Origin of the sequence: Bacillus sp. AFS002410 (assembly GCF_002556365.1) — a bacterium.
Lineage (GTDB): Bacteria > Bacillota > Bacilli > Bacillales > Bacillaceae_G > Gottfriedia.
Window position 1 is genome coordinate 1 of record NZ_NUEU01000004.1, and the last position, 19,077, is coordinate 19,077.

The 19,077-nt window shown below is 33.4% G+C and carries 21 protein-coding genes; 20 read left to right on the forward strand and 1 reads right to left on the reverse strand.

All coding sequences use genetic code 11. The annotated features are described in order from the left end of the window. Positions 1-705: 705 nt before the first annotated feature. The 9 genes from CN692_RS04120 (at position 706) to rsmI (ending at position 7,765) form a co-directional block, all read left to right on the forward strand. Positions 706-891, forward strand: a complete 186-nt coding sequence (locus tag CN692_RS04120) for a sigma factor G inhibitor Gin (protein ID WP_098117883.1) — start codon at positions 706-708, stop codon at positions 889-891. A gap of 363 nt (positions 892-1,254) precedes the next feature. Beyond that, positions 1,255-2,673, forward strand: coding sequence for an aminotransferase class I/II-fold pyridoxal phosphate-dependent enzyme (locus CN692_RS04125; protein ID WP_098117884.1), 1,419 nt, complete (start codon positions 1,255-1,257; stop codon positions 2,671-2,673). A gap of 11 nt (positions 2,674-2,684) precedes the next feature. Further along, on the forward strand, positions 2,685-3,317 hold the full coding sequence (gene tmk / locus CN692_RS04130) for a dTMP kinase (RefSeq protein WP_098117885.1): 633 nt from the start codon (positions 2,685-2,687) through the stop codon (positions 3,315-3,317). Positions 3,318-3,521: 204 nt separating this feature from the next. Further along, positions 3,522-4,517, forward strand: a complete 996-nt coding sequence (holB, locus tag CN692_RS04135) for a DNA polymerase III subunit delta' (protein ID WP_098117886.1) — start codon at positions 3,522-3,524, stop codon at positions 4,515-4,517. 3 nt (positions 4,518-4,520) lie between these two features. Then, entirely contained in the window at positions 4,521-5,348 is an 828-nt protein-coding gene (locus CN692_RS04140; protein ID WP_098117887.1) for a PSP1 domain-containing protein, read from the forward strand. Positions 5,349-5,360: 12 nt separating this feature from the next. Next, positions 5,361-5,720, forward strand: coding sequence for a DNA replication initiation control protein YabA (gene yabA, locus CN692_RS04145; RefSeq protein WP_142317352.1), 360 nt, complete (start codon positions 5,361-5,363; stop codon positions 5,718-5,720). A gap of 186 nt (positions 5,721-5,906) precedes the next feature. Further along, on the forward strand, positions 5,907-6,641 hold the full coding sequence (locus CN692_RS04150) for a tRNA1(Val) (adenine(37)-N6)-methyltransferase (RefSeq protein WP_098117888.1): 735 nt from the start codon (positions 5,907-5,909) through the stop codon (positions 6,639-6,641). Beyond that, a complete protein-coding gene (locus CN692_RS04155) occupies positions 6,631-6,918 on the forward strand; it encodes a GIY-YIG nuclease family protein (protein WP_098117889.1) in 288 nt (95 codons plus the stop codon). The genes CN692_RS04150 and CN692_RS04155 overlap by 11 nt, the downstream gene beginning before the upstream one ends. Next, the gene (rsmI, locus tag CN692_RS04160) at positions 6,890-7,765 is read left to right on the forward strand and encodes a 16S rRNA (cytidine(1402)-2'-O)-methyltransferase (RefSeq protein WP_098117929.1); all 876 of its coding nucleotides are present in this window, start codon (positions 6,890-6,892) and stop codon (positions 7,763-7,765) included. The genes CN692_RS04155 and rsmI overlap by 29 nt, the downstream gene beginning before the upstream one ends. A 105-nt stretch (positions 7,766-7,870) precedes the next feature. Here rsmI and CN692_RS04165 read toward each other — a convergent pair whose 3' ends face one another. After that, on the reverse strand, positions 7,871-8,155 hold the full coding sequence (locus tag CN692_RS04165; protein ID WP_098117890.1) for an AbrB/MazE/SpoVT family DNA-binding domain-containing protein: 285 nt from the start codon (positions 8,153-8,155) through the stop codon (positions 7,871-7,873). Positions 8,156-8,438: 283 nt separating this feature from the next. Between CN692_RS04165 and metG the strand changes: the two genes are divergently transcribed. The 11 genes from metG (at position 8,439) to CN692_RS04220 (ending at position 18,857) form a co-directional block, all read left to right on the forward strand. Next, on the forward strand, positions 8,439-10,418 hold the full coding sequence (gene metG / locus CN692_RS04170) for a methionine--tRNA ligase (protein ID WP_098117891.1): 1,980 nt from the start codon (positions 8,439-8,441) through the stop codon (positions 10,416-10,418). Between the two features lie 425 nt (positions 10,419-10,843). Next, positions 10,844-11,614 carry a TatD family hydrolase gene (locus CN692_RS04175; protein WP_098117892.1) on the forward strand — a complete coding sequence of 257 codons (771 nt, stop codon included), beginning with the start codon at positions 10,844-10,846 and terminating at the stop codon, positions 11,612-11,614. 186 nt (positions 11,615-11,800) lie between these two features. Continuing rightward, complete coding sequence (locus CN692_RS04180) at positions 11,801-13,009, forward strand: G5 and 3D domain-containing protein (RefSeq protein WP_142317490.1); 1,209 nt, start codon at positions 11,801-11,803, stop codon at positions 13,007-13,009. A 240-nt stretch (positions 13,010-13,249) separates the two neighbouring features. Beyond that, positions 13,250-13,804, forward strand: coding sequence for a ribonuclease M5 (gene rnmV / locus CN692_RS04185; protein WP_098117894.1), 555 nt, complete (start codon positions 13,250-13,252; stop codon positions 13,802-13,804). Then, positions 13,804-14,679 carry a 16S rRNA (adenine(1518)-N(6)/adenine(1519)-N(6))-dimethyltransferase RsmA gene (gene rsmA, locus CN692_RS04190; RefSeq protein ID WP_098117895.1) on the forward strand — a complete coding sequence of 292 codons (876 nt, stop codon included), beginning with the start codon at positions 13,804-13,806 and terminating at the stop codon, positions 14,677-14,679. Before rnmV ends, rsmA begins: the two co-directional genes overlap by 1 nt. Positions 14,680-14,856: 177 nt before the next feature. Further along, positions 14,857-15,735 carry a sporulation peptidase YabG gene (gene yabG, locus CN692_RS04195; protein WP_098117896.1) on the forward strand — a complete coding sequence of 293 codons (879 nt, stop codon included), beginning with the start codon at positions 14,857-14,859 and terminating at the stop codon, positions 15,733-15,735. Between the two features lie 207 nt (positions 15,736-15,942). Beyond that, on the forward strand, positions 15,943-16,212 hold the full coding sequence (veg, locus tag CN692_RS04200; protein WP_069033953.1) for a biofilm formation stimulator Veg: 270 nt from the start codon (positions 15,943-15,945) through the stop codon (positions 16,210-16,212). Positions 16,213-16,309: 97 nt separating this feature from the next. After that, positions 16,310-16,489: a small, acid-soluble spore protein, alpha/beta type gene (locus tag CN692_RS04205; protein WP_098117897.1), complete on the forward strand. Its 180-nt coding sequence runs from the start codon at positions 16,310-16,312 to the stop codon at positions 16,487-16,489. Between the two features lie 179 nt (positions 16,490-16,668). Then, complete coding sequence (gene ispE / locus CN692_RS04210) at positions 16,669-17,538, forward strand: 4-(cytidine 5'-diphospho)-2-C-methyl-D-erythritol kinase (RefSeq protein ID WP_098117898.1); 870 nt, start codon at positions 16,669-16,671, stop codon at positions 17,536-17,538. Positions 17,539-17,591: 53 nt separating this feature from the next. Continuing rightward, the gene (gene purR / locus CN692_RS04215; protein WP_098117899.1) at positions 17,592-18,434 is read left to right on the forward strand and encodes a pur operon repressor; all 843 of its coding nucleotides are present in this window, start codon (positions 17,592-17,594) and stop codon (positions 18,432-18,434) included. 51 nt (positions 18,435-18,485) lie between these two features. Further along, positions 18,486-18,857 carry a RidA family protein gene (locus CN692_RS04220; RefSeq protein WP_098117900.1) on the forward strand — a complete coding sequence of 124 codons (372 nt, stop codon included), beginning with the start codon at positions 18,486-18,488 and terminating at the stop codon, positions 18,855-18,857. Positions 18,858-19,077 lie beyond the last annotated feature (220 nt).

Sequence of the window (19,077 nt, forward strand, 5' to 3'; positions counted from 1 at the left end):
TTAGGCTGATGTTTTTTTGTATGTAATTATGTATCCTTAATTTCGATTCAATTGTAGAGTTTAATAGTTTTCCTTTAATAAGACTTATCAAATTCTGTTTGCCGGATAACAAAGACATAAATCAAGATGAGTAAAAGGAAAGTAAATCATATTATAATGGATGTTTAAATTTGGCAGGTCACGCTACCAAGAGAACACACCATACTAAATGTATTTGAAATAGTTTAAGCAAGTAAAGGAGTGGCTGATGAATTATGAATGATAACACCTTTTATAGTTTCGACTTTTTCACGAGTTACTTATGTACTAAAATGACTGCATTTATTCGAAATTCAAGAATGCTCGCTAAAGGATCGCTTTTTTTTTAGCTTTGCCCATTACTGTTCAGAGTAATATTTCTTCTAATAAGGCTTTACGACTCAAATACAAGCGCCAGCGCCGAAAAATCAAGCTTTATGGACTTTGTCTATACACTGAGACTACATTTACTTGTAGTCCTTTTTTAGTGGTTTAAAGAGAAAACCTTAAAATCTAGGGAAAAAATCTTTTTTAGTAAAGCACAAAATTAGAACTATTTTCATATATTACAAAAAAATAGGCCCTAAATTGTATAAAAAGCTTTTAATTTGCAAAACTAAATAATAAATGAAATTGTTTAATCAATATGAAAATTAAGTCGTAACTATATTTAGAGGAGGAAATACAATGAAATCTTCAAAGTGTATAGTTTGTGAAGAGAAAAAAGAGCAAGGAATTCATATTATCGAGGCATTTGTATGTGAAGAATGTGAAAAGAAAATCGTAACAACAGAAACAGATGCACCTCTATACAATTCCTTTGTAGAGAAGTTAAGAAGTATTATTACGGTGAAAGAAGAAATTGCAAATTAAAGATTAACATAAACATAGTAGACTAATAGTAGTTTTATAAGTTGTTGTAAGATAAAATAAAGTATAAAATGAAGGACCGATTACTGTATACAAGGACCTCTGCCATAATAAATTACTGTTTGGTTACTCTTAAGTGACTAGACTTTTTAAGTAATGGAGAGAGCTTGTAAATGTAATCGGTTTTTATATTGCGTATTTATTAAAACTTAGTGATTAAGTGCTGTTAAGAAGTGGTTTGGAATCAATTGATTGTCTTTAAATGTTGGACAGCATTTTGATTATTTTTATTTTAAATTATCACTAAAAAAATATATTAATATAACGATATATAAATATCTTGTGTAATCAAAGGAAGCGTTAATCATGAATAAAATGCCATTACTAAATGCATTGAAAGAGTTTGTTACTAAAGAAACAATATCTCTACATGTACCAGGACATAAAAATGGAAAGCATACATACATAAAGGATTTAGAATTACCAAATATATTAAGTTATGATGTGACAGAATTAAACGGACTGGATGACTTACATTATCCTTCAGAGGCAATTAGTGAGGCTCAAAACATTTTAGCCGAAGTTTATAATGCAGAAGAGAGTTTCTTTTTAGTGAATGGATCAACTGTAGGTAACTTAGCCGCTATTTTAGCTTTATGTAGTGAAAATGAGGAAGTATTTGTTCAACGTAATTGTCATAAGTCGATTTTTCATGGTCTATTACTTGCTGGAGCAAAGCCTATATTCTTGCCTTTAGATATTGATGAAGAGTTAGGACAACCGCTTGGGATTAACATTGAACAATCACTGGAAGTAATAAAAGACTATCCTAATGCAAAGGCAATGATTTTAACGAATCCTAACTACTATGGAATGTCTCAGTCTTTAGGAAATATAATTGAATTCGCCCATAGTATGGGAATCCCTACGATAGTTGATGAAGCCCATGGAGCACATTTTATCATTGGAGCACCATTTCCAGAAGACGCGCTTTCTATGGGTGCGGATATCGTCATACAGTCAGCGCATAAAACCTTACCTGCAATGACAATGGGCTCATATCTACACATAAAATCAAATCTTGTTTGTAAAGAAAAGATTAAAGAAATGCTGAGAATGCTACAAAGCAGTAGCCCTTCTTATCCGATCATGGCTTCTTTAGACTACGCAAGGAACTTTGTCGAAACATTTTCTTCTAGTAAAGTGATAAAGCTTCAGAAGAAAATTGAACAGTTTATTGAAGATGTAAATGAGTTAGCTAGTTTAAAAATTGTTACTACAGATCATTTAAACTATAAGCAGGATTTATTAAAATTAATCGTAAAAAGCGAAAAAGGACATAACGGTAAGCAATTACAGGATCTATTTGAAACTGAGGGGATCTATACGGAGCTTTCTGATTGGGGACATGTTCTATTTATTTTACCTCTAGACGAAAAATATGATTTTAGTGACCTGATTTATCGTATAAAAAAAGTAACTGATGACATGGATTTTATTGAAAATAAAGTGCCTAAGCTTACCGTACCTAATTTTTCTAGTACAGTTTCTTATAGTTATTCCGGTTTAAAGAAAAAAAGAAAGATGGTAAAAGATTTAGCAGATTCTGTTGGAGATATTTCGGCAGAAAATATTGTTCCATATCCACCAGGAGTACCAATTTTATTGAAAGGTGAACTGATCACGACTAAGCATGTTGATTATATTTACGATATACACCAATATGGAATGACAATTCATAACTTAATTGAAAATAAAAATTTACAAATTGAAGTATTGATTTAGGAGGAAATAGGTTGAAATCTTTATTTATTACATTTGAGGGACCAGAGGGTGCTGGTAAAACAACGATTATTAATATGGTATCAGAAGAACTTCGAAATAAGGGCGTAAATTTTATATCTACTCGTGAACCTGGTGGTATCCGAATAGCTGAAAGTATAAGAAATATTATTTTAAACACTGAAAATGTAGAAATGGATAAGCGTACGGAGGCGTTGTTATACGCAGCGGCGAGGAGACAGCATTTGGCGGAAAAGGTAATTCCGGCATTAGAAGAAGGAAAAATTGTATTATGTGATCGATTCGTAGATAGCTCACTTGCATATCAAGGAGTCGGTAGAGGGATCGGTATAGATGAAATTTATAATATAAATCAGTTTGCAATCGATGGGTTAATGCCGGATTTAACAATTTATTTTGATTTAGATCCTAAAGTTGGGCTGAATAGAGTTCACCAAGCGGATGAGAGAGAAGTTAATAGACTCGATTTAGAAGAGCTAGATTTTCATTTAAAGGTTCAAAGCGGATATGCTGAAATAATGAAAAGGGAACCAGGACGTTTCAAAAAAATTGATGCATCGAACTCAATCGATCAAGTATTTAAAGACACATTAGAAGTCGTTTTAGAAAAGATTGAAAAAATTTAATTATTAACAAGAGTTGATTCCATGACCAATAAATTTACTGAACTGGTATAATAGAATGAGAATAAGTTTTGTAAATTTACTGGAACTTGCATATGAACTTAATAAATTGTATTTATAAGATTATGGTTAAGTAATTTAGAACACGAAACATTCGGAAACAAAGAAGCGTTTTTATTCAATTTATAGATATGAGAAGGTGTAAACATGAGCACATCTTGGGAGGAATTAACCGAGCGTCAGCCAGTTGCTACAAAAATGTTAAAAAATGCCGTTATTAAGAACAGGGTGGCTCATGCTTACTTATTTGAGGGCCCAAGAGGAACCGGTAAACGAGAACTTGCATTATATTACACAAAAGTATTACTATGTGAGAATGTAAGTGACGCTACACCTTGTGGAACTTGTCGTAATTGTAAGCGTGTCGATTCCGGTAATCACCCAAATGTTTACTTAATCGAACCTGAGGAAACCTCTATAAAAAAGCAACAAATTCAACAACTACAAGAGGAATTCTCTAAAACGGCTGTTGAATCGAATCGGAAAATTTATATAATAGACCACGCTGATCGAATGACTACGAATGCAGCAAATTCATTATTAAAATTTTTGGAGGAGCCTGTTTCAATTACAACCGCGTTTTTATTAACTGAGCAAGTACAACAAATTTTGCCAACAATACAATCTAGATGCCAATCAATTCATTTTAATCCATTGCCAACAAAGTATTTTGAGGAACATTTAACAAAAATTGAACTACAATCAAATTTAATCCCTTTATTGGCAAGAATCACAAATAGTGAAACTGAGGCAGTTCAAATTGTTGAAGAAGAATGGTTTGCACAAGCTAGAGATTTAGTGATAGAATTATATGAAGCATTATTAACGACGAAAAAAGATAGTCTTTTGATTATACAGCAAAATGTTACTCGTCATTTCAATACGAAGGAACAGTTACAAATGATGCTTGATATGCTTGTATTAGCCTTTAAAGATATGCTATATATATATGCTGAACAAGATCAAAACGTTGTTTTTAAAAATGAAGAAACATTAATGAGACAAGCAATAAACCGCATTTCATTAGAGAAAATAACTACTTGTTTAGAGATCATCCTTGATGCTAAAAAACGACTAACATCAAACGCAAATATGTTAATGGTTTTAGAGCAAATGACTATAGAGCTACAGGAGGGATTGTAGATTGTGTACGAAGTAGTCGGAGTACGTTTTAAAAAAGCTGGTAAAATTTATTATTTCGACCCAAATGGATTAGCAATCCCTAAAGATACATTTGTCATCGTTGAAACGGTGAGAGGGATTGAATTTGGAAAGGTAGTTGTTCCAAATAAAAAGGTCGGAGAAAATGACGTAGTCCTTCCATTAAAGAAAGTTATGCGATTAGCTGATGAGCATGATCGTACGATTGTTGAAGAGAATAAGCATTCAGCTAAAGAAGCTTATGAGGTTTGTTCTAGTAAAGTTATGCAACATGAACTAGATATGAAATTAGTTGATGTCGAATATACGTTTGACCGAAATAAAGTCATCTTTTATTTTACTGCAGATGGTAGAATAGACTTTAGAGAATTAGTTAAGGATTTAGCTGCAGTATTTCGTACTCGAATTGAATTAAGACAAATAGGTGTACGAGATGAGGCAAAAATGCTCGGTGGAATAGGCCCTTGTGGTAGAATGTTGTGTTGTTCTACATTTTTAGGAGATTTTGAACCTGTATCTATAAAAATGGCTAAAGATCAAAATCTTTCCCTTAACCCAGCAAAAATTTCAGGACTTTGTGGCCGTCTAATGTGCTGCTTAAAATATGAGAATGATGAATATGAGGCTGCAAAGGAACAACTTCCAGACTTAGAGGATATCATTCAAACAACAGAAGGTCCTGGAAAAGTAGTAGGATTGAACATCCTAGAACGAGTTATTCAAGTAGAATTGATCAAAAAAGAACGCGTTGTGGAGTATACCCTGGATGATTTAATTCATGAGGGAGTTGTGTCAATACAAACCACAGATTAAGAGGTGGTAAGATTGGACAAGAAGAATATATTCTTATCTCTTTCCAATATGGAAGAACAAATTCAAGATTTATCAACACAGCTTAGTGACTTAAAACAATATATTGCTGAGCTTCTAGAAGAAAACCACTATACGAAAATTGAAAATGACCACTTACGTGAACGATTAGGTCTAGAAAAGCGTGTAGAAGAAAAAGAACAAATAAAAGATTCAAAGAAGAAAAAGGTACAAAAGGATAAGGATCTTGGTGAAGGCTACGATAACCTAGCGAGACTTTACCAAGAAGGTTTCCATATTTGTAATCTACATTATGGAAGCGTGCGTCATGGTGAAGACTGTCTGTTTTGTTTATCCTTCTTTGATAAAAAGTAACGGTAGGCTATTCCCTAAGAAGCGAACGATTACCTTAGAAACAGCTATTATGTGAGCTGGTTTGAAAGGTAATATGACGTGATTTCAATGGGAATAGCTTCTTTTTATGCATTCATAGTTAATTAAAAGGCAATTAGGCAATGATAAGAGATACATATTGCCTAAGATATTTGAAAGGAAAAAAATATGCTTAAAGGTGACGAACGTTTAGATTACTTATTAACTGATGATATGAGGATTATTCAAAGTCCTTCAGTTTTTTCATTTTCATTAGATGCGGTTCTTTTATCAAACTTTACATATGTTCCAATTCAAAAAGGCACGATTGTTGACTTGTGCTCTGGAAATGGCGTTATTCCTTTGATGCTACATCGAAGATCAAAGGCAAATATTATTGGGGTAGAAATACAAGAGCGATTGTACGATATGGCTAAAAGAAGTATTGAATACAACAAGCTAGAAGAAAAAATATCAATGATTCATGACGATTTAAAAAATGCACCAGACAAAATCGGGAGAGAATTCGTGGATGTTGTTACATGTAATCCACCATATTTTCAAGATGTTCCTACATCTGAACAGAATATTAATGAGCATTATGCAATCGCGAGACATGAAATCAAAACGAATTTAGAAGAAGTAATCATTGCAAGCAAACTGCTTTTGAAGCATGGAGGAAAATTAGCGATGGTTCATCGTCCGGGTCGAATGCTGGATATTGTTACTTTGATGCGAAAGCACGGCATTGAACCGAAGAGAATTCAATTCGTCTTTCCGAAAGTAGGGAAGGAAGCAAATACACTTCTAATAGAAGGAATAAAAGGAGGCAAAGCAGACCTAAAGATTTTGCCACCGATTTATGTATATGAGGAAAATAATGAGTACACGCCGGCACTAAAGGAAATTCTATATGGAAAATAAGCATTATTTATATGTGTTAGAATGCGCTGATGCGACCTTTTATGCAGGCTATACAACTAATATTGAGCGTAGAATTAAGCAACATAATGATGGAAAAGGCGCAAAATATACTAGAGGCAGAGTACCTGTAAAATGCATATTCTTTAAGGAGTATTCAACTAAGCGAGAAGCAATGCAAGCTGAGTATGCATTTAAGCAATTATCAAGAGAAAATAAAGTACGATATATGAGAGAAGGAACGTGCAATGATAAAAAGCCAAAAGAGCTTTTTAAATGAAGAATTAGGCTGTCTTTATTTAATACCAACGCCTATTGGTAATTTAGAAGATATGACCTTTAGGGCAGTACGAATACTAAAAGAAGTAGATTATATTGCAGCGGAAGATACTCGGAACTCCAAAAAGCTCTGTAATCACTTTGAAATTTCTACACCATTAGTAAGCTATCATGAACATAACAAAGAAAAAGCGGGACTAAAAATCATTGAAGATCTAAAACAAGGGTTGAAAGTTGGGTTAGTTAGTGACGCGGGTATGCCATGTATTAACGATCCAGGTTATGAGCTTGTACAGCTTTGTTTAGACGCAGGAATATCCGTTATACCTTTACCAGGTGCAAACGCTGCTTTAACTTCCTTAATTTCATCTGGACTCCCTACAGACTCATTTTTATATATAGGATTCTTATCGCGTCAAAAAAAAGATAAGAAAAAACAACTTGAACCGCTAAAAGGTCAACGAAGTACAGTTATTCTATATGAGTCACCACATCGTTTAAAAGAAACATTACAAGTCATTCTCGAAATACTAGGCGACAGAAAAATTGTACTTTGCAGAGAGCTTACAAAGAAATTTGAAGAATTTTTGCGTGGAACTGTTAGTGATGCAATTGAGTGGTCAACTAATGAAGAAGTACGTGGAGAGTTTGTTGTTATTTTAGAAGGTGCCTCCGAGGAAGACGTGAAAAATAGTGAGGACTGTTGGTGGGAAGAACTGACTATAAACCAACATGTTGATTGGTACATAAATGAGAAAAAGGAAAAAAGTAAAGATGCAATAAAACTTGTTGCAAAAGATCGCTCATTAAATAAAAGAGATGTTTATGCAGAATATCACGAAATTTAATAAATATAAAGTTAGGCTGCCGTATTTAAATGTGAAATTCTCTAATCATGATTTTAATTAATTGATTAGTTAAAGAATGCAATTTAAATGGGCAGCCTCTTCTATTTAATTATGATCAGTTATAAATTGTTCAATTTCGAATTTTAAAAGCTCTGCGCCTTTTTTACTTAATACAATTTTGCCATCAGCAACCTCGAGATTATTTTTAGATATTTCTCCAGTCATCATACAAGTCATATTAGGCTCATATTTTTTTAGGATAATTCGATCATCTTGAACAAATATTTCAAGTGTGTCTCTTTCAGTGATGTTTAGTGTTCTTCTAAGTTCGATTGGGATTACTACGCGACCAAGCTCGTCTACCTTACGGACAATTCCTGTTGATTTCATCATTAATCCTCCTATTAATTGTTTATAAAAATAAAATGGTTAGATTGTTTTGGATCTACTCTAACTAAATGAGCTAATAAACGAGAAAATATATGTATATTTAAGAGAAATAATAGAAATAGATGTTACTATTGTGTAAAATTTAACTTGTAAAATAAGTGTGAAGTTGTAATAGTAGATGGAATATGCAGATAACTCATTTTTCATTTTATAATGAAATGCAAAATCATGCGAATAATTTAGTGTCAATATTTAGAAATTTTTGAAGGAGGAGTATTGGTAAATGAGTAATAAAACTTTTTATATTACAACCCCAATTTATTATCCGAGCGGAAAACTACATATAGGTCATGCGTATACAACTGTTGCTGGGGATGCAATGGCTAGATATAAAAGACTTCAAGGCTTCGATGTTTTTTATTTAACGGGTACAGATGAACATGGTCAAAAAATTCAACGTAAAGCTGAGGAGTTAAATGTATCGCCTCAAGAATACTTGGATAATATCGTTGTTGGTATTAAAGACCTTTGGACTAAATTAGATATCTCATACGATGATTTTATTCGTACAACAGAAAACAGACATAAAGAAATTGTTGAAAAGATTTTCAAACAATTATTAGATCAAGGTGATATTTATTTGGACGAGTACGAAGGATGGTATTCAGTTCCAGATGAGACATTCTATACTGAGACACAAATAGTTGATCCTATTCATAATGAAGAAGGAAAAATTGTTGGTGGAAAGAGTCCTGATAGTGGCCATCCTGTAGAGTTAGTTAAGGAAGAGTCATACTTCTTTAAAATGAGTAAATATGCCGACCGATTATTGAAGTATTATGAAGAGAACCCAGAATTTATTCAACCTGAATCAAGAAAAAATGAAATGATCAATAATTTCATTAAACCAGGTTTAGAGGATTTAGCTGTTTCTCGTACGTCATTTGACTGGGGTGTAAAAGTACCTGGTAATGCTAAACATGTTATTTATGTTTGGATTGATGCGTTATCTAACTATATTACAGCACTAGGATATGGATCAGACCAAGAAGAAAACTATAAAAAGTATTGGCCAGCGAATGTACACTTAGTTGGTAAGGAGATTGTTCGTTTCCATACGATTTATTGGCCAATTATGCTAATGGCATTAGATTTACCATTACCTAAAAAGGTATTTGCTCATGGATGGTTATTAATGAAAGACGGTAAGATGAGTAAGTCAAAAGGGAATGTTGTAGACCCAGTAGTACTAATCGACCGATATGGATTAGATGCTTTAAGATATTACTTATTACGCGAAGTTCCTTTTGGATCAGATGGAATATTTACGCCGGAAGGTTTCGTTGACAGAATTAACTTTGACTTAGCGAATGACTTAGGTAACTTATTAAATAGAACAATTGCAATGATTGAAAAGTATTTTAATGGAAAGATTCCTTCATTAAATGGAACAGTTACGGAATTTGATGAGAGTCTTCAACAAATGGCGAAGAGCACAAGAGAATCTGTGGAAGCAGCAATGGATAACATGGAATTCTCAGTTGCGTTAACAAATATTTGGCAGTTTGTTAGCCGTACGAATAAATATATTGATGAGACGCAACCATGGGTGCTAGCAAAGGATGAAAGCCGTGTACAAGAGCTAGCTTCTGTAATGGCGCATTTAGCTGAATCTTTACGTCATGTTGGAATTTTATTAAAGCCTTTCTTAACTCAGACACCTACAAAAATATTCACTCAGTTAGGACTAACTGAAGAAGGAATATTATCATGGGATAGTCTAAATGAGTTTGGAGCAATTAGTGAAGGTACAAAAGTCCAAAAGGGTGACCCAATTTTCCCTCGTTTAGAAACAGAAGTTGAAGTTGCATATATTAAAGAGCAAATGCAAGGCACTGTTAAACCTGTGGAAGAAGAGAAAGTTGAAGAAGAAGCTATTCCTGAGATCACAATTGATGAATTCTTCAAAGTTCAACTAAAGGTTGCTGAAGTGAAAGAAGCTGGTTCAGTAAAAGGGGCAAAAAAACTTCTTAAACTTCAGTTAGATTTAGGAAATGAATCAAGACAAGTTGTTTCAGGTATAGCTGAACACTATAAACCAGAAGACTTAATTGGTAGAAAAGTGATTTGTGTAACGAATTTAAAACCTGTAAAGCTAAGAGGCGAACTTTCTGAAGGAATGATTCTTGCGGGAAGTATTGAAGGTAAACTATCACTTGCAACAATTGATCAATCATTACCGAACGGTACGATTATTAAATAATGTTACTAAGAAAAGTACTTCGTGTAAAAACTAGCATGAAGTACTTTTCTTTTTTTGTTTTATTTTACTGAAATAATTGTTGGATGATGCTGAAAATTGTAAAAATATCATAGAAATCACAAATATGATAATATTTTGTTGGATTATGGCATGTATTAACAAGACATTGTTAAAAAATGTCATTATATGAAGAAAATATTACAGATAGATTACAACGGTAAACTTAAAAAATTATCTGATTTTAATTTTAAAGTGACAGAAAGTCCTGTTATTGCATGGGATTTATTTAAAAGACCTTTAAAAATTTATTAGAAATCACTTAAATTTGCCTGTTTCTTTTTGTAACGGAATTGTTAACTGCGCGTTAGGTAAGAAATTTTACGGTATGCTAGACTAAATCTCAGATGAGCAAAGGGGAAGTAAAAATGCTTTTTGATACACATGTACATTTAAATGCAGATCAATACAAAGAAGACCTTGAAGAAGTAATTAGTAGAGCTCTAGAAGCAGGAGTTGTTCATCAAGTAGTTGTTGGTTTTGATCGACCGACAATTACGAAGGCTATGGAATTAATTGAGAAATATGACTTTCTTTATGCGGCAATTGGTTGGCATCCAGTCGATGCGATTGATGCAACTGAAGAAGATTTTAATTGGATTAAAGAACTATCAAAGCATCCTAAAGTAGTAGCGATTGGTGAAACAGGATTAGATTATTACTGGGATAAGTCTCCAAAAGAAATTCAAAAAGAAGTATTTCGTAAACAAATTCAATTAGCAAAAGAATGCGGACTACCGATTGTTATTCACAATCGTGACGCAACAGAAGACATTGTAACTATTTTAAAAGAAGAAAATGCATCTGAAGTAGGCGGAATAATGCACTGCTTCGGCGGAAGTGTGGAAACAGCAAGAGAATGTATTAATATGAACTTCTATATTTCATTAGGAGGACCAGTTACATTTAAAAATGCAAAAAAACCTAAAGAAGTTGCGACAGAAATTCCGTTAGAAAATCTATTAATCGAAACGGATTGTCCATACTTAACACCACATCCGTATAGAGGAAAAAGAAACGAACCTAGCTATGTATCACTTGTTGCTGAGGAAATTGCACGTTTAAAGAATATATCAGTTGAGGAAGTTCAAAAAAGAACTTTTGAAAATGCGTGTAATATTTTTCAGATTAACAAATGATTTCATGAACTAGTACGAATACATATTATTCGTCACAGTTCGCGTATGAAGAGTTGAAGAATTTGTCGAAAGAAAACTCTTCTACTTCTAAATCTAGTAAACATACATTCAGTAGAGTAGAAGCACTAGTTAATAGGTTTGGAGCTAGTCAATCTTTTTTCTCAGGCAAAAAGGAGGAGTAAAATCGTGATAGACGCGAATAGGTTACTTTCTAGACTTGGGAGTAGTAAAAAACTAGCAGTACAACTTGCAGGAGCTTTAGTTTTCACTGGATCAGTAGGTACAGGAGCATATGAGGGACTTAAAGAACAAGTAACTCTTGAGGTAGACGGGAATAAACAGGTTATTCAAACACATGCAAGTACTGTGGCTGAATTATTGAAAGAACAAAATTTTAAAATTACAAATGAAGATGAAGTATATCCGTCAGCCAAAACGAAAATATCAGATGATATGGATATTACAGTACATCTAGCAAAACCTGTTAAACTTACGATCGACGGGCAGGAACAAGTCATTATGACAACTGCTCAAACGGTAAAAGAATTATTAAAAGAACAAAATATTAATATTAAGCCTGATGATGTAATAATGCCTGCACTTTCGACACCGTTAGAGGAAAATGGTAAGGTATCTTACGAGAAAGCATTCCCTATGGTTTTAAATGACGGAGGAGTTTCTAAAAAAGTTTTTGCAACTTCGACTACTGTCGCTGACTTTTTAGAAAAGCAGAACATTACTTTAAACGAATTTGACCGAGTTGAACCAGGTGCTGGAGTAATGATCAAACAAAACGATACAGTTCGAGTTATCCGTGTCGAAAAAGTCAACGATGTGGTGGAAGAGCCTGTAGATTTTAAAGAAAAACAAAAAGAGGATTCTTCTATGAATAAAGGTGAATCTTCGGTCATTTCAGAAGGTGTAAAAGGTCTTGTTAAACGTAACTTCGAATTAATTAAGGAAAATGGTAAAGTAGTTTCTAAAACACTTGTTGACGAAACTCTATTAAAGGATCCAGTTGATCGTGTAGTTGCAGTTGGAACAAAGACTGTACCGTCATCTAGTGCATTAGTAAAATCTAGTGCTCCAAAATCAAATAGTAAGGTAAAAGAAATGTATGTTGAAGCAACTGCATATTCGCCTTATGATGCTGGTATGTCAGGTACAACAGCTTTAGGTATTAATGTTCGCAAAAATCCTAATACGAAGCTAATTGCTGTCGATCCAAACGTTATTCCATTAGGATCTAAAGTTTGGGTTGAAGGATATGGAGTTGCGATTGCTGGTGATACTGGTGGTGCAATTAAAGGGAAAAGAATTGATATTTTAATGCCTACAAAAAATGAGTGTTTTAATTTTGGTCGACGTACTGTAAAGATTCGTATCATTCATTAATCATTTTAAAAATAATATAGAAGATAAAAGAAAAGTGGAAGGATAAATCCTTCTGCTTTTTTTCATATTAAGAAAATATAGATTGGGAATGGTGAAGTTGTGGTAGATTCCAAATTTAGGTGCAGCTACAACTCTGTCTTCTCCAATGGGGAGTTTACTTTAAAACTATTTTTAACAGAGTATGAAGTTTTTTTATCCATATGGTATGATTACATATACTTGTAATGGTTGGAGGAACAAATGAAAATTAAAGAAATCATTGTTGTTGAAGGTAAAGATGATACAGCGGCTATTAAAAGAGCTGTGGATGCAGATACAATTGAAACAAGTGGTTCTGCTATAAATAAGGATACTTTAAAATTAATAAAGCATGCTCAGGAGACTAGAGGAGTAATCGTATTTACAGATCCCGATTATCCTGGCCAGCGTATACGTTCGATTATAAAAGAACATGTACCAGGATGTAAGCATGCATTTTTACCAAAGGAAGAAGCTGTTCGTTCAGGTAAAAAGGGATTAGGAATCGAGCACGCTACTAGAGAATCTATTCGAAATGCCTTAATTCATGTTAAGCAAGAATTTATCGAAGTTGAGTCTGAAATTACGAAAGAAGATTTAATCGATGCAGGATTAATTGGACATCCCTCATCAAGCATAAGACGAGATAAACTTGGTAAAATTCTTAATATAGGCTATACAAACGGAAAACAGCTAGAGAAAAGACTGCAAATGTTTCAAATTTCAAAAGACGAATTTGGACAAGCAGTAAAAAAAGTTTTAATGGAGGAAAAGTAATGAAGGATATCGCAACTCCTAGTCGTACGAAAGAGATATTAGCAAAGTACGATTTCTTCTTTAAGAAGAGTTTTGGACAAAATTTCCTAATTGATACAAATATACTTGAGAACATTGTAAGTTATGCAGATTTAACAGAAGAAAGTTGTGCAATTGAAATTGGACCGGGAATTGGAGCATTAACTGAGCAGATTGCTAAACGTGCTAAAAAAGTATTAGCCTTTGAAATAGATAATAGATTAATTCCGATCTTAGAAGATACCCTTTCACCGTACGATAATATACAAATCATTAACGAAGATGTATTGAAGGCGGATGTTGAAAAGGCAATCAATGAATATTTACCAAATGAGAATGATATTATGGTAGTCGCAAACTTGCCATATTATGTAACAACGCCAATTATCATGAAGCTATTAACAGAAGGTTTACCAATTAGAGGGATTGTATGTATGCTACAAAAAGAAGTAGCAGATCGTATCGCTGCAAAACCAGGAACAAAAGATTATGGCTCATTATCAATTGCGATTCAGTTCTATACACAAGCCTCAACAGTTATGACTGTACCTAGAACGGTATTCATGCCACAGCCAAACGTTGATTCCGCTGTTATTAAGCTAATAAAACGTGACAAACCAGCAGCAGAGGTAGTAGATGAATCATTCTTTTTTGAGGTAGTCAGAGCGAGCTTTGCCCAAAGAAGAAAAACATTAAATAATAATTTATTAAATAATTTCTCTAAACTGAAGAAGGATAAATCAATTCTTGAAGCTTGCCTTTTAGAAGCCGGTATCGAAGGAACTAGAAGAGGGGAAACATTATCAATTCAAGAATTTGGTACTTTAAGTAATATTCTATACAAACATATAAAATAAAAAGATGAGGATTATGAACAATTATTTTTATTGTTTATAATCCTATTTTTTATGTAATGGTTTAAATTCGTTTCGTTCGATAAAGCTTCTTTTCACCCTTTTTTTTGTCCATACATAATCTAAAAAAAGAAAGCTAACTCGTGGTGTGTATTTAAGCAATTTTGGAGGGGAAGGCATGTGAATATTAATATAGGAGATATTGTAGAACGAACATCTTATAAATATGACTTAGTTTTTCGAGTAGTAGAGGTAAAACAAATCGGAGATGAAGTCATTGCTGTTTTATATGGTGACGATTTTCGTTTAATAGCTGATGCGCCTTTAACCGACCTGCGAGTAATTATTGAATCAGAATATCGAGAAAAAGGCAAAAGATCATCTGTTCAAATTGAAGAAAACTATAAATTGTTTAAGAGAGAAAACCAAGAACAAAACGAGAAAAGACGGTTTCAAGCAACTAATGGATTTCGAACAGATGTAAATCTTTTTCAAATTCCAGGTCGGGTTCTTCACATTGATGGAGATCCAGTTTACTTAAAAAAATGTCTTGAAATGTATAATAAGATGGGCGTTCCAGTTGAAGGGATCTATTGTAAGGAAACAGAATTACCGACGAAAATCGGTCATTATATAGATCATTATCGTCCTGATATTTTAGTTATTACTGGTCATGACGCATATACAAAGGCAAAAGGTGTTGTGACTGATTTAGAAGCATACCGACATTCAAGATATTTTGTTGATGCTGTAAAAGAAGCAAGAAGAAAAGTACCTTCCTTAGATCACCTCGTTATTTTTGCTGGTGCATGCCAATCGCATTTTGAAGCGATTATACGTGCTGGAGCAAACTTTGCAAGCTCACCAACTAGGGTCAATATACATGCTTTAGATCCAGTTTATGTAGTCGGAAAAATAAGCTTTACATCCTTTATGGATAGGGTAAATGTTTACGAAGTGGTACGTAATACAATTACGGGTGAAAAAGGTCTAGGAGGAGTAGAAACAAAAGGAATACTAAGAACTGGGCTTCCGTTTCAATCAATGGATGAGGAATAGAAAAGAGATTTTCTACATGAACGAAATGAATTGTTTCGTTTGTAGAAAATCTTTTTTTATTATGATACATAAATTTCGATTTTCTACAAATAATAGACGGGTATTGCAAAAAAACGTTGACAGGTATCCTATATCGTTGGTATAATTTTATCTTTTTTGACTTAGTTTACATAAGATGGTATACTTGTCATAGTGAGGTGGTATGAAATGGCAAAAAAATTATCTGAAATAAAGGATACTTTAGATAGTCATGTTGGACAACGACTTACATTGAAGGCAAACAGCGGGCGCAGAAAGACTGTAGAACGTTCCGGTGTATTAGCAGAAACATATCCATCCATATTCGTAGTACAATTAGATCAAGAAGAGAACGCATTTGAACGCTTATCTTTTAGTTATGCAGATATTTTAACAGAAACAGTTGAATTGTTTTTCTGTGATGACCATACAAGTGGACTGATGGCGAATGGACAGTAGAATTATCTACTGTCCCTTTTCTTTATATTAGTATTCATGAAATTAAAAAATTTACACATACTAAAAATGTCGAAGTAGTAAAAGGGGGTTGCTTTATTTGGGTAGAAGAAGAAGTATGATGTCACAGAGCTTTAAAGAGGAACTTGCAAAAGATCTAGGTTTCTATGACGTTGTTCAAAAAGAAGGCTGGGGAGGCATTCGAGCGAAGGATGCCGGCAACATGGTTAAAAGAGCAATCGAATTAGCTGAGTTACAATTATCTAATAAGCAACAATAACAATCTTCACTTCGACAAATAAATTTATCTTCACAAAAACCGAAGCAAAATGCTTCGGTTTTTGTGAATTATCATAAAGAAATTCTAATATATTGGTCACTTTCAATGGGGTACATTTTTCTTATGAGGTAATTATGATACAATAGCAAAAAAGTAAGTGTTCATAAGAAGGTGAGAATATGAAATTAATGGTGAAGGCTCCTGCGAAAATTAATCTTTCATTAGACGTTGTAGGAAAGAGAGGCGACGGTTATCATGATGTAAAAATGATCATGACAACAATTGATTTAGCCGATCGAATTGAGTTAGAGCTTATTCAAGAAGATAAGATTGTTGTTACATCACATAATCGTTATGTGCCAGATGATCAACGCAATTTAGCCTATCAAGCTGCAATGCTTTTGAAGGAAATGTTCGGAGTTAAATTAGGAGCGCATATTTTTATTACAAAAAATATACCTGTTGCTGCCGGTTTAGCAGGTGGTAGTTCAGATGCGGCTGCAGTGTTGAGAGGGCTAAATAAGCTTTGGAATTTAAATTGTACTTTAGATGAATTAGCGGTGATAGGTTCTAAAATTGGATCAGACGTATCATTTTGCGTATACGGCGGAACAGCTATTGCGACAGGTCGTGGAGAAAAAATCGAACATATCGATACACCACCGCCTTGTTGGGTAATTTTAGCGAAACCAACGCAAGGAGTGTCAACTGCAACTGTTTACCAAAAACTTAAATTAGATAATGTTCAACATCCTGATGTAGACAGTATGGTCAGTGCCATTTCAAATAAAAATTATGATGATATATGCATGTCCTTAGGGAATGTATTAGAAACGGTTACGCTGCATTTACATCCAGAAGTTGCAATGCTTAAGGATCAAATGAAACGTTTTGGTGCTGATGCTGTTTTAATGAGCGGAAGTGGTCCTACAGTATTTGGATTAGTTCGTCATGATTCTAGAATGAATCGTGTTTATAACGGATTAAAAGGTTTCTGCGATCAAGTATACGCTGTTCGGATGTTAGGTGAAAGGGAAAAACTTGATTAAAAACGAATATTATTATAAAATTTTTATAAAACATTCGTGATTTGAGGTGCTGCATGAAAATTAGAAGAAGCTCTCGTCTTGTAGGTATGACACACTATTTGTTGCATCATCCACAACAGTTAGTATCATTAACATTTTTTGCTGAATTATATACTTCTGCTAAATCATCAGTTAGTGAGGATTTAGGAATCATTAAACAGACATTTGAACAGCAAGGAATTGGAACTCTGATGACTGTACCAGGAGCGGCTGGTGGTGTAAAGTATATTCCTAGTATTAGTAACCAAGAAGTAAACACATTGATTGAAGAGCTTTGTGATTTACTTCAAAAGCCAGATCGAGTATTACCTGGTGGATATTTATATATGACAGATATTTTAAGTAATCCTAACTATGTTAATAGTGTAGGTCGTATGTTTGCATCAATATTCGGTAATCAAAAAGTTGATATCGTAATGACAATTGCAACAAAAGGGATTCCATTAGCATATGCAGTTGCAAACTTTTTAAATGTACCAGTTGTAATTGTTCGTCAGGATAACAAAGTTACAGAAGGATCGACTGTGAGTATTAACTATGTTTCTGGTTCTTCAAAGCGTATACAGACAATGTCATTGGCAAAAAGAAGCATCGAGGCCGGTTCAAATGTATTAATTATCGATGATTTTATGAAAGCCGGTGGTACGATTACTGGTATGAAAAACTTGCTTAAAGAATTCCAGGCAAATGTGGCAGGTATTGGTGTATTAGTTGAAGCAGTTAATATTGAAGAAAGATTAGTTGAAGATTATATTTCGCTTGTAAAATTATCTGAGGTAAATGAAAGAGAACAACTTATAAGAGTTGAACGAGGCAATTACCAAGAAGAATCATTTATTAAAACTGAAAGCTTATAATCATAATATAGATAAGCTATTTTGTCATAATAAAGAAGGGGAAGATACATAATGCAATTAATTCATACGAATAATGCACCAAAAGCAATTGGACCATATTCTCAAGCAATAATCGCTAATGGCTTACTTTACACTTCTGGACAAATTCCATTAACTGCAGACGGGAATCTCGTTGAAGGTGGGATTGAGGAACAAACTAAACAAGTGTTTGCGAACCTTAAAGCCGTTCTAGAAGAAGCTGGTACAGATTTATCTAAAGTTATTAAAACAACAGTCTTTTTGAAGGATTTAACTACTTTTGTTGATTTTAACGCTATTTATGAAGAATATTTCAACGGACATAAACCTGCAAGAAGCTGCGTTGAAGTTGCAAGATTGCCTAAAGATGTACTAGTGGAAATTGAGTGCATCGCAGTTATTTAAAGAATTTGCGATGAAGTTTGTGGTTGGATTGAAAATTAACTATATATACTTATAATAAAAAACCTGAAAATTTTTTCAGGTTTTTTTTATTTTCATTAAAAACTAATTAAAAAATTCCGATAAATTAGTTGAAACCTTAAATTTAGTAAACATTTTTAAAAATTAAATAATTTACATAAAAAATTTTCCAAAAAGAAGGAAATTATTGATAATTGTTGAA

Bases quoted from the DNA above. Each gene is read 5' to 3' on its own strand.
- CN692_RS04155 (WP_098117889.1), top strand. From the start codon at position 6,631: ATGGAAAATAAGCATTATTTATATGTGTTAGAATGCGCTGATGCGACC.
- metG (WP_098117891.1), top strand. From the start codon at position 8,439: ATGAGTAATAAAACTTTTTATATTACAACCCCAATTTATTATCCGAGC.
- ispE (WP_098117898.1), top strand. From the start codon at position 16,669: ATGAAATTAATGGTGAAGGCTCCTGCGAAAATTAATCTTTCATTAGAC.
- CN692_RS04165 (WP_098117890.1), bottom strand. From the start codon at position 8,155: ATGAAATCAACAGGAATTGTCCGTAAGGTAGACGAGCTTGGTCGCGTA.
- veg (WP_069033953.1), top strand. From the start codon at position 15,943: ATGGCAAAAAAATTATCTGAAATAAAGGATACTTTAGATAGTCATGTT.
- rnmV (WP_098117894.1), top strand. From the start codon at position 13,250: ATGAAAATTAAAGAAATCATTGTTGTTGAAGGTAAAGATGATACAGCG.
- holB (WP_098117886.1), top strand. From the start codon at position 3,522: ATGAGCACATCTTGGGAGGAATTAACCGAGCGTCAGCCAGTTGCTACA.
- purR (WP_098117899.1), top strand. From the start codon at position 17,592: ATGAAAATTAGAAGAAGCTCTCGTCTTGTAGGTATGACACACTATTTG.
- CN692_RS04220 (WP_098117900.1), top strand. From the start codon at position 18,486: ATGCAATTAATTCATACGAATAATGCACCAAAAGCAATTGGACCATAT.
- CN692_RS04175 (WP_098117892.1), top strand. From the start codon at position 10,844: ATGCTTTTTGATACACATGTACATTTAAATGCAGATCAATACAAAGAA.
- rsmA (WP_098117895.1), top strand. From the start codon at position 13,804: ATGAAGGATATCGCAACTCCTAGTCGTACGAAAGAGATATTAGCAAAG.
- CN692_RS04120 (WP_098117883.1), top strand. From the start codon at position 706: ATGAAATCTTCAAAGTGTATAGTTTGTGAAGAGAAAAAAGAGCAAGGA.
- CN692_RS04150 (WP_098117888.1), top strand. From the start codon at position 5,907: ATGCTTAAAGGTGACGAACGTTTAGATTACTTATTAACTGATGATATG.
- CN692_RS04125 (WP_098117884.1), top strand. From the start codon at position 1,255: ATGAATAAAATGCCATTACTAAATGCATTGAAAGAGTTTGTTACTAAA.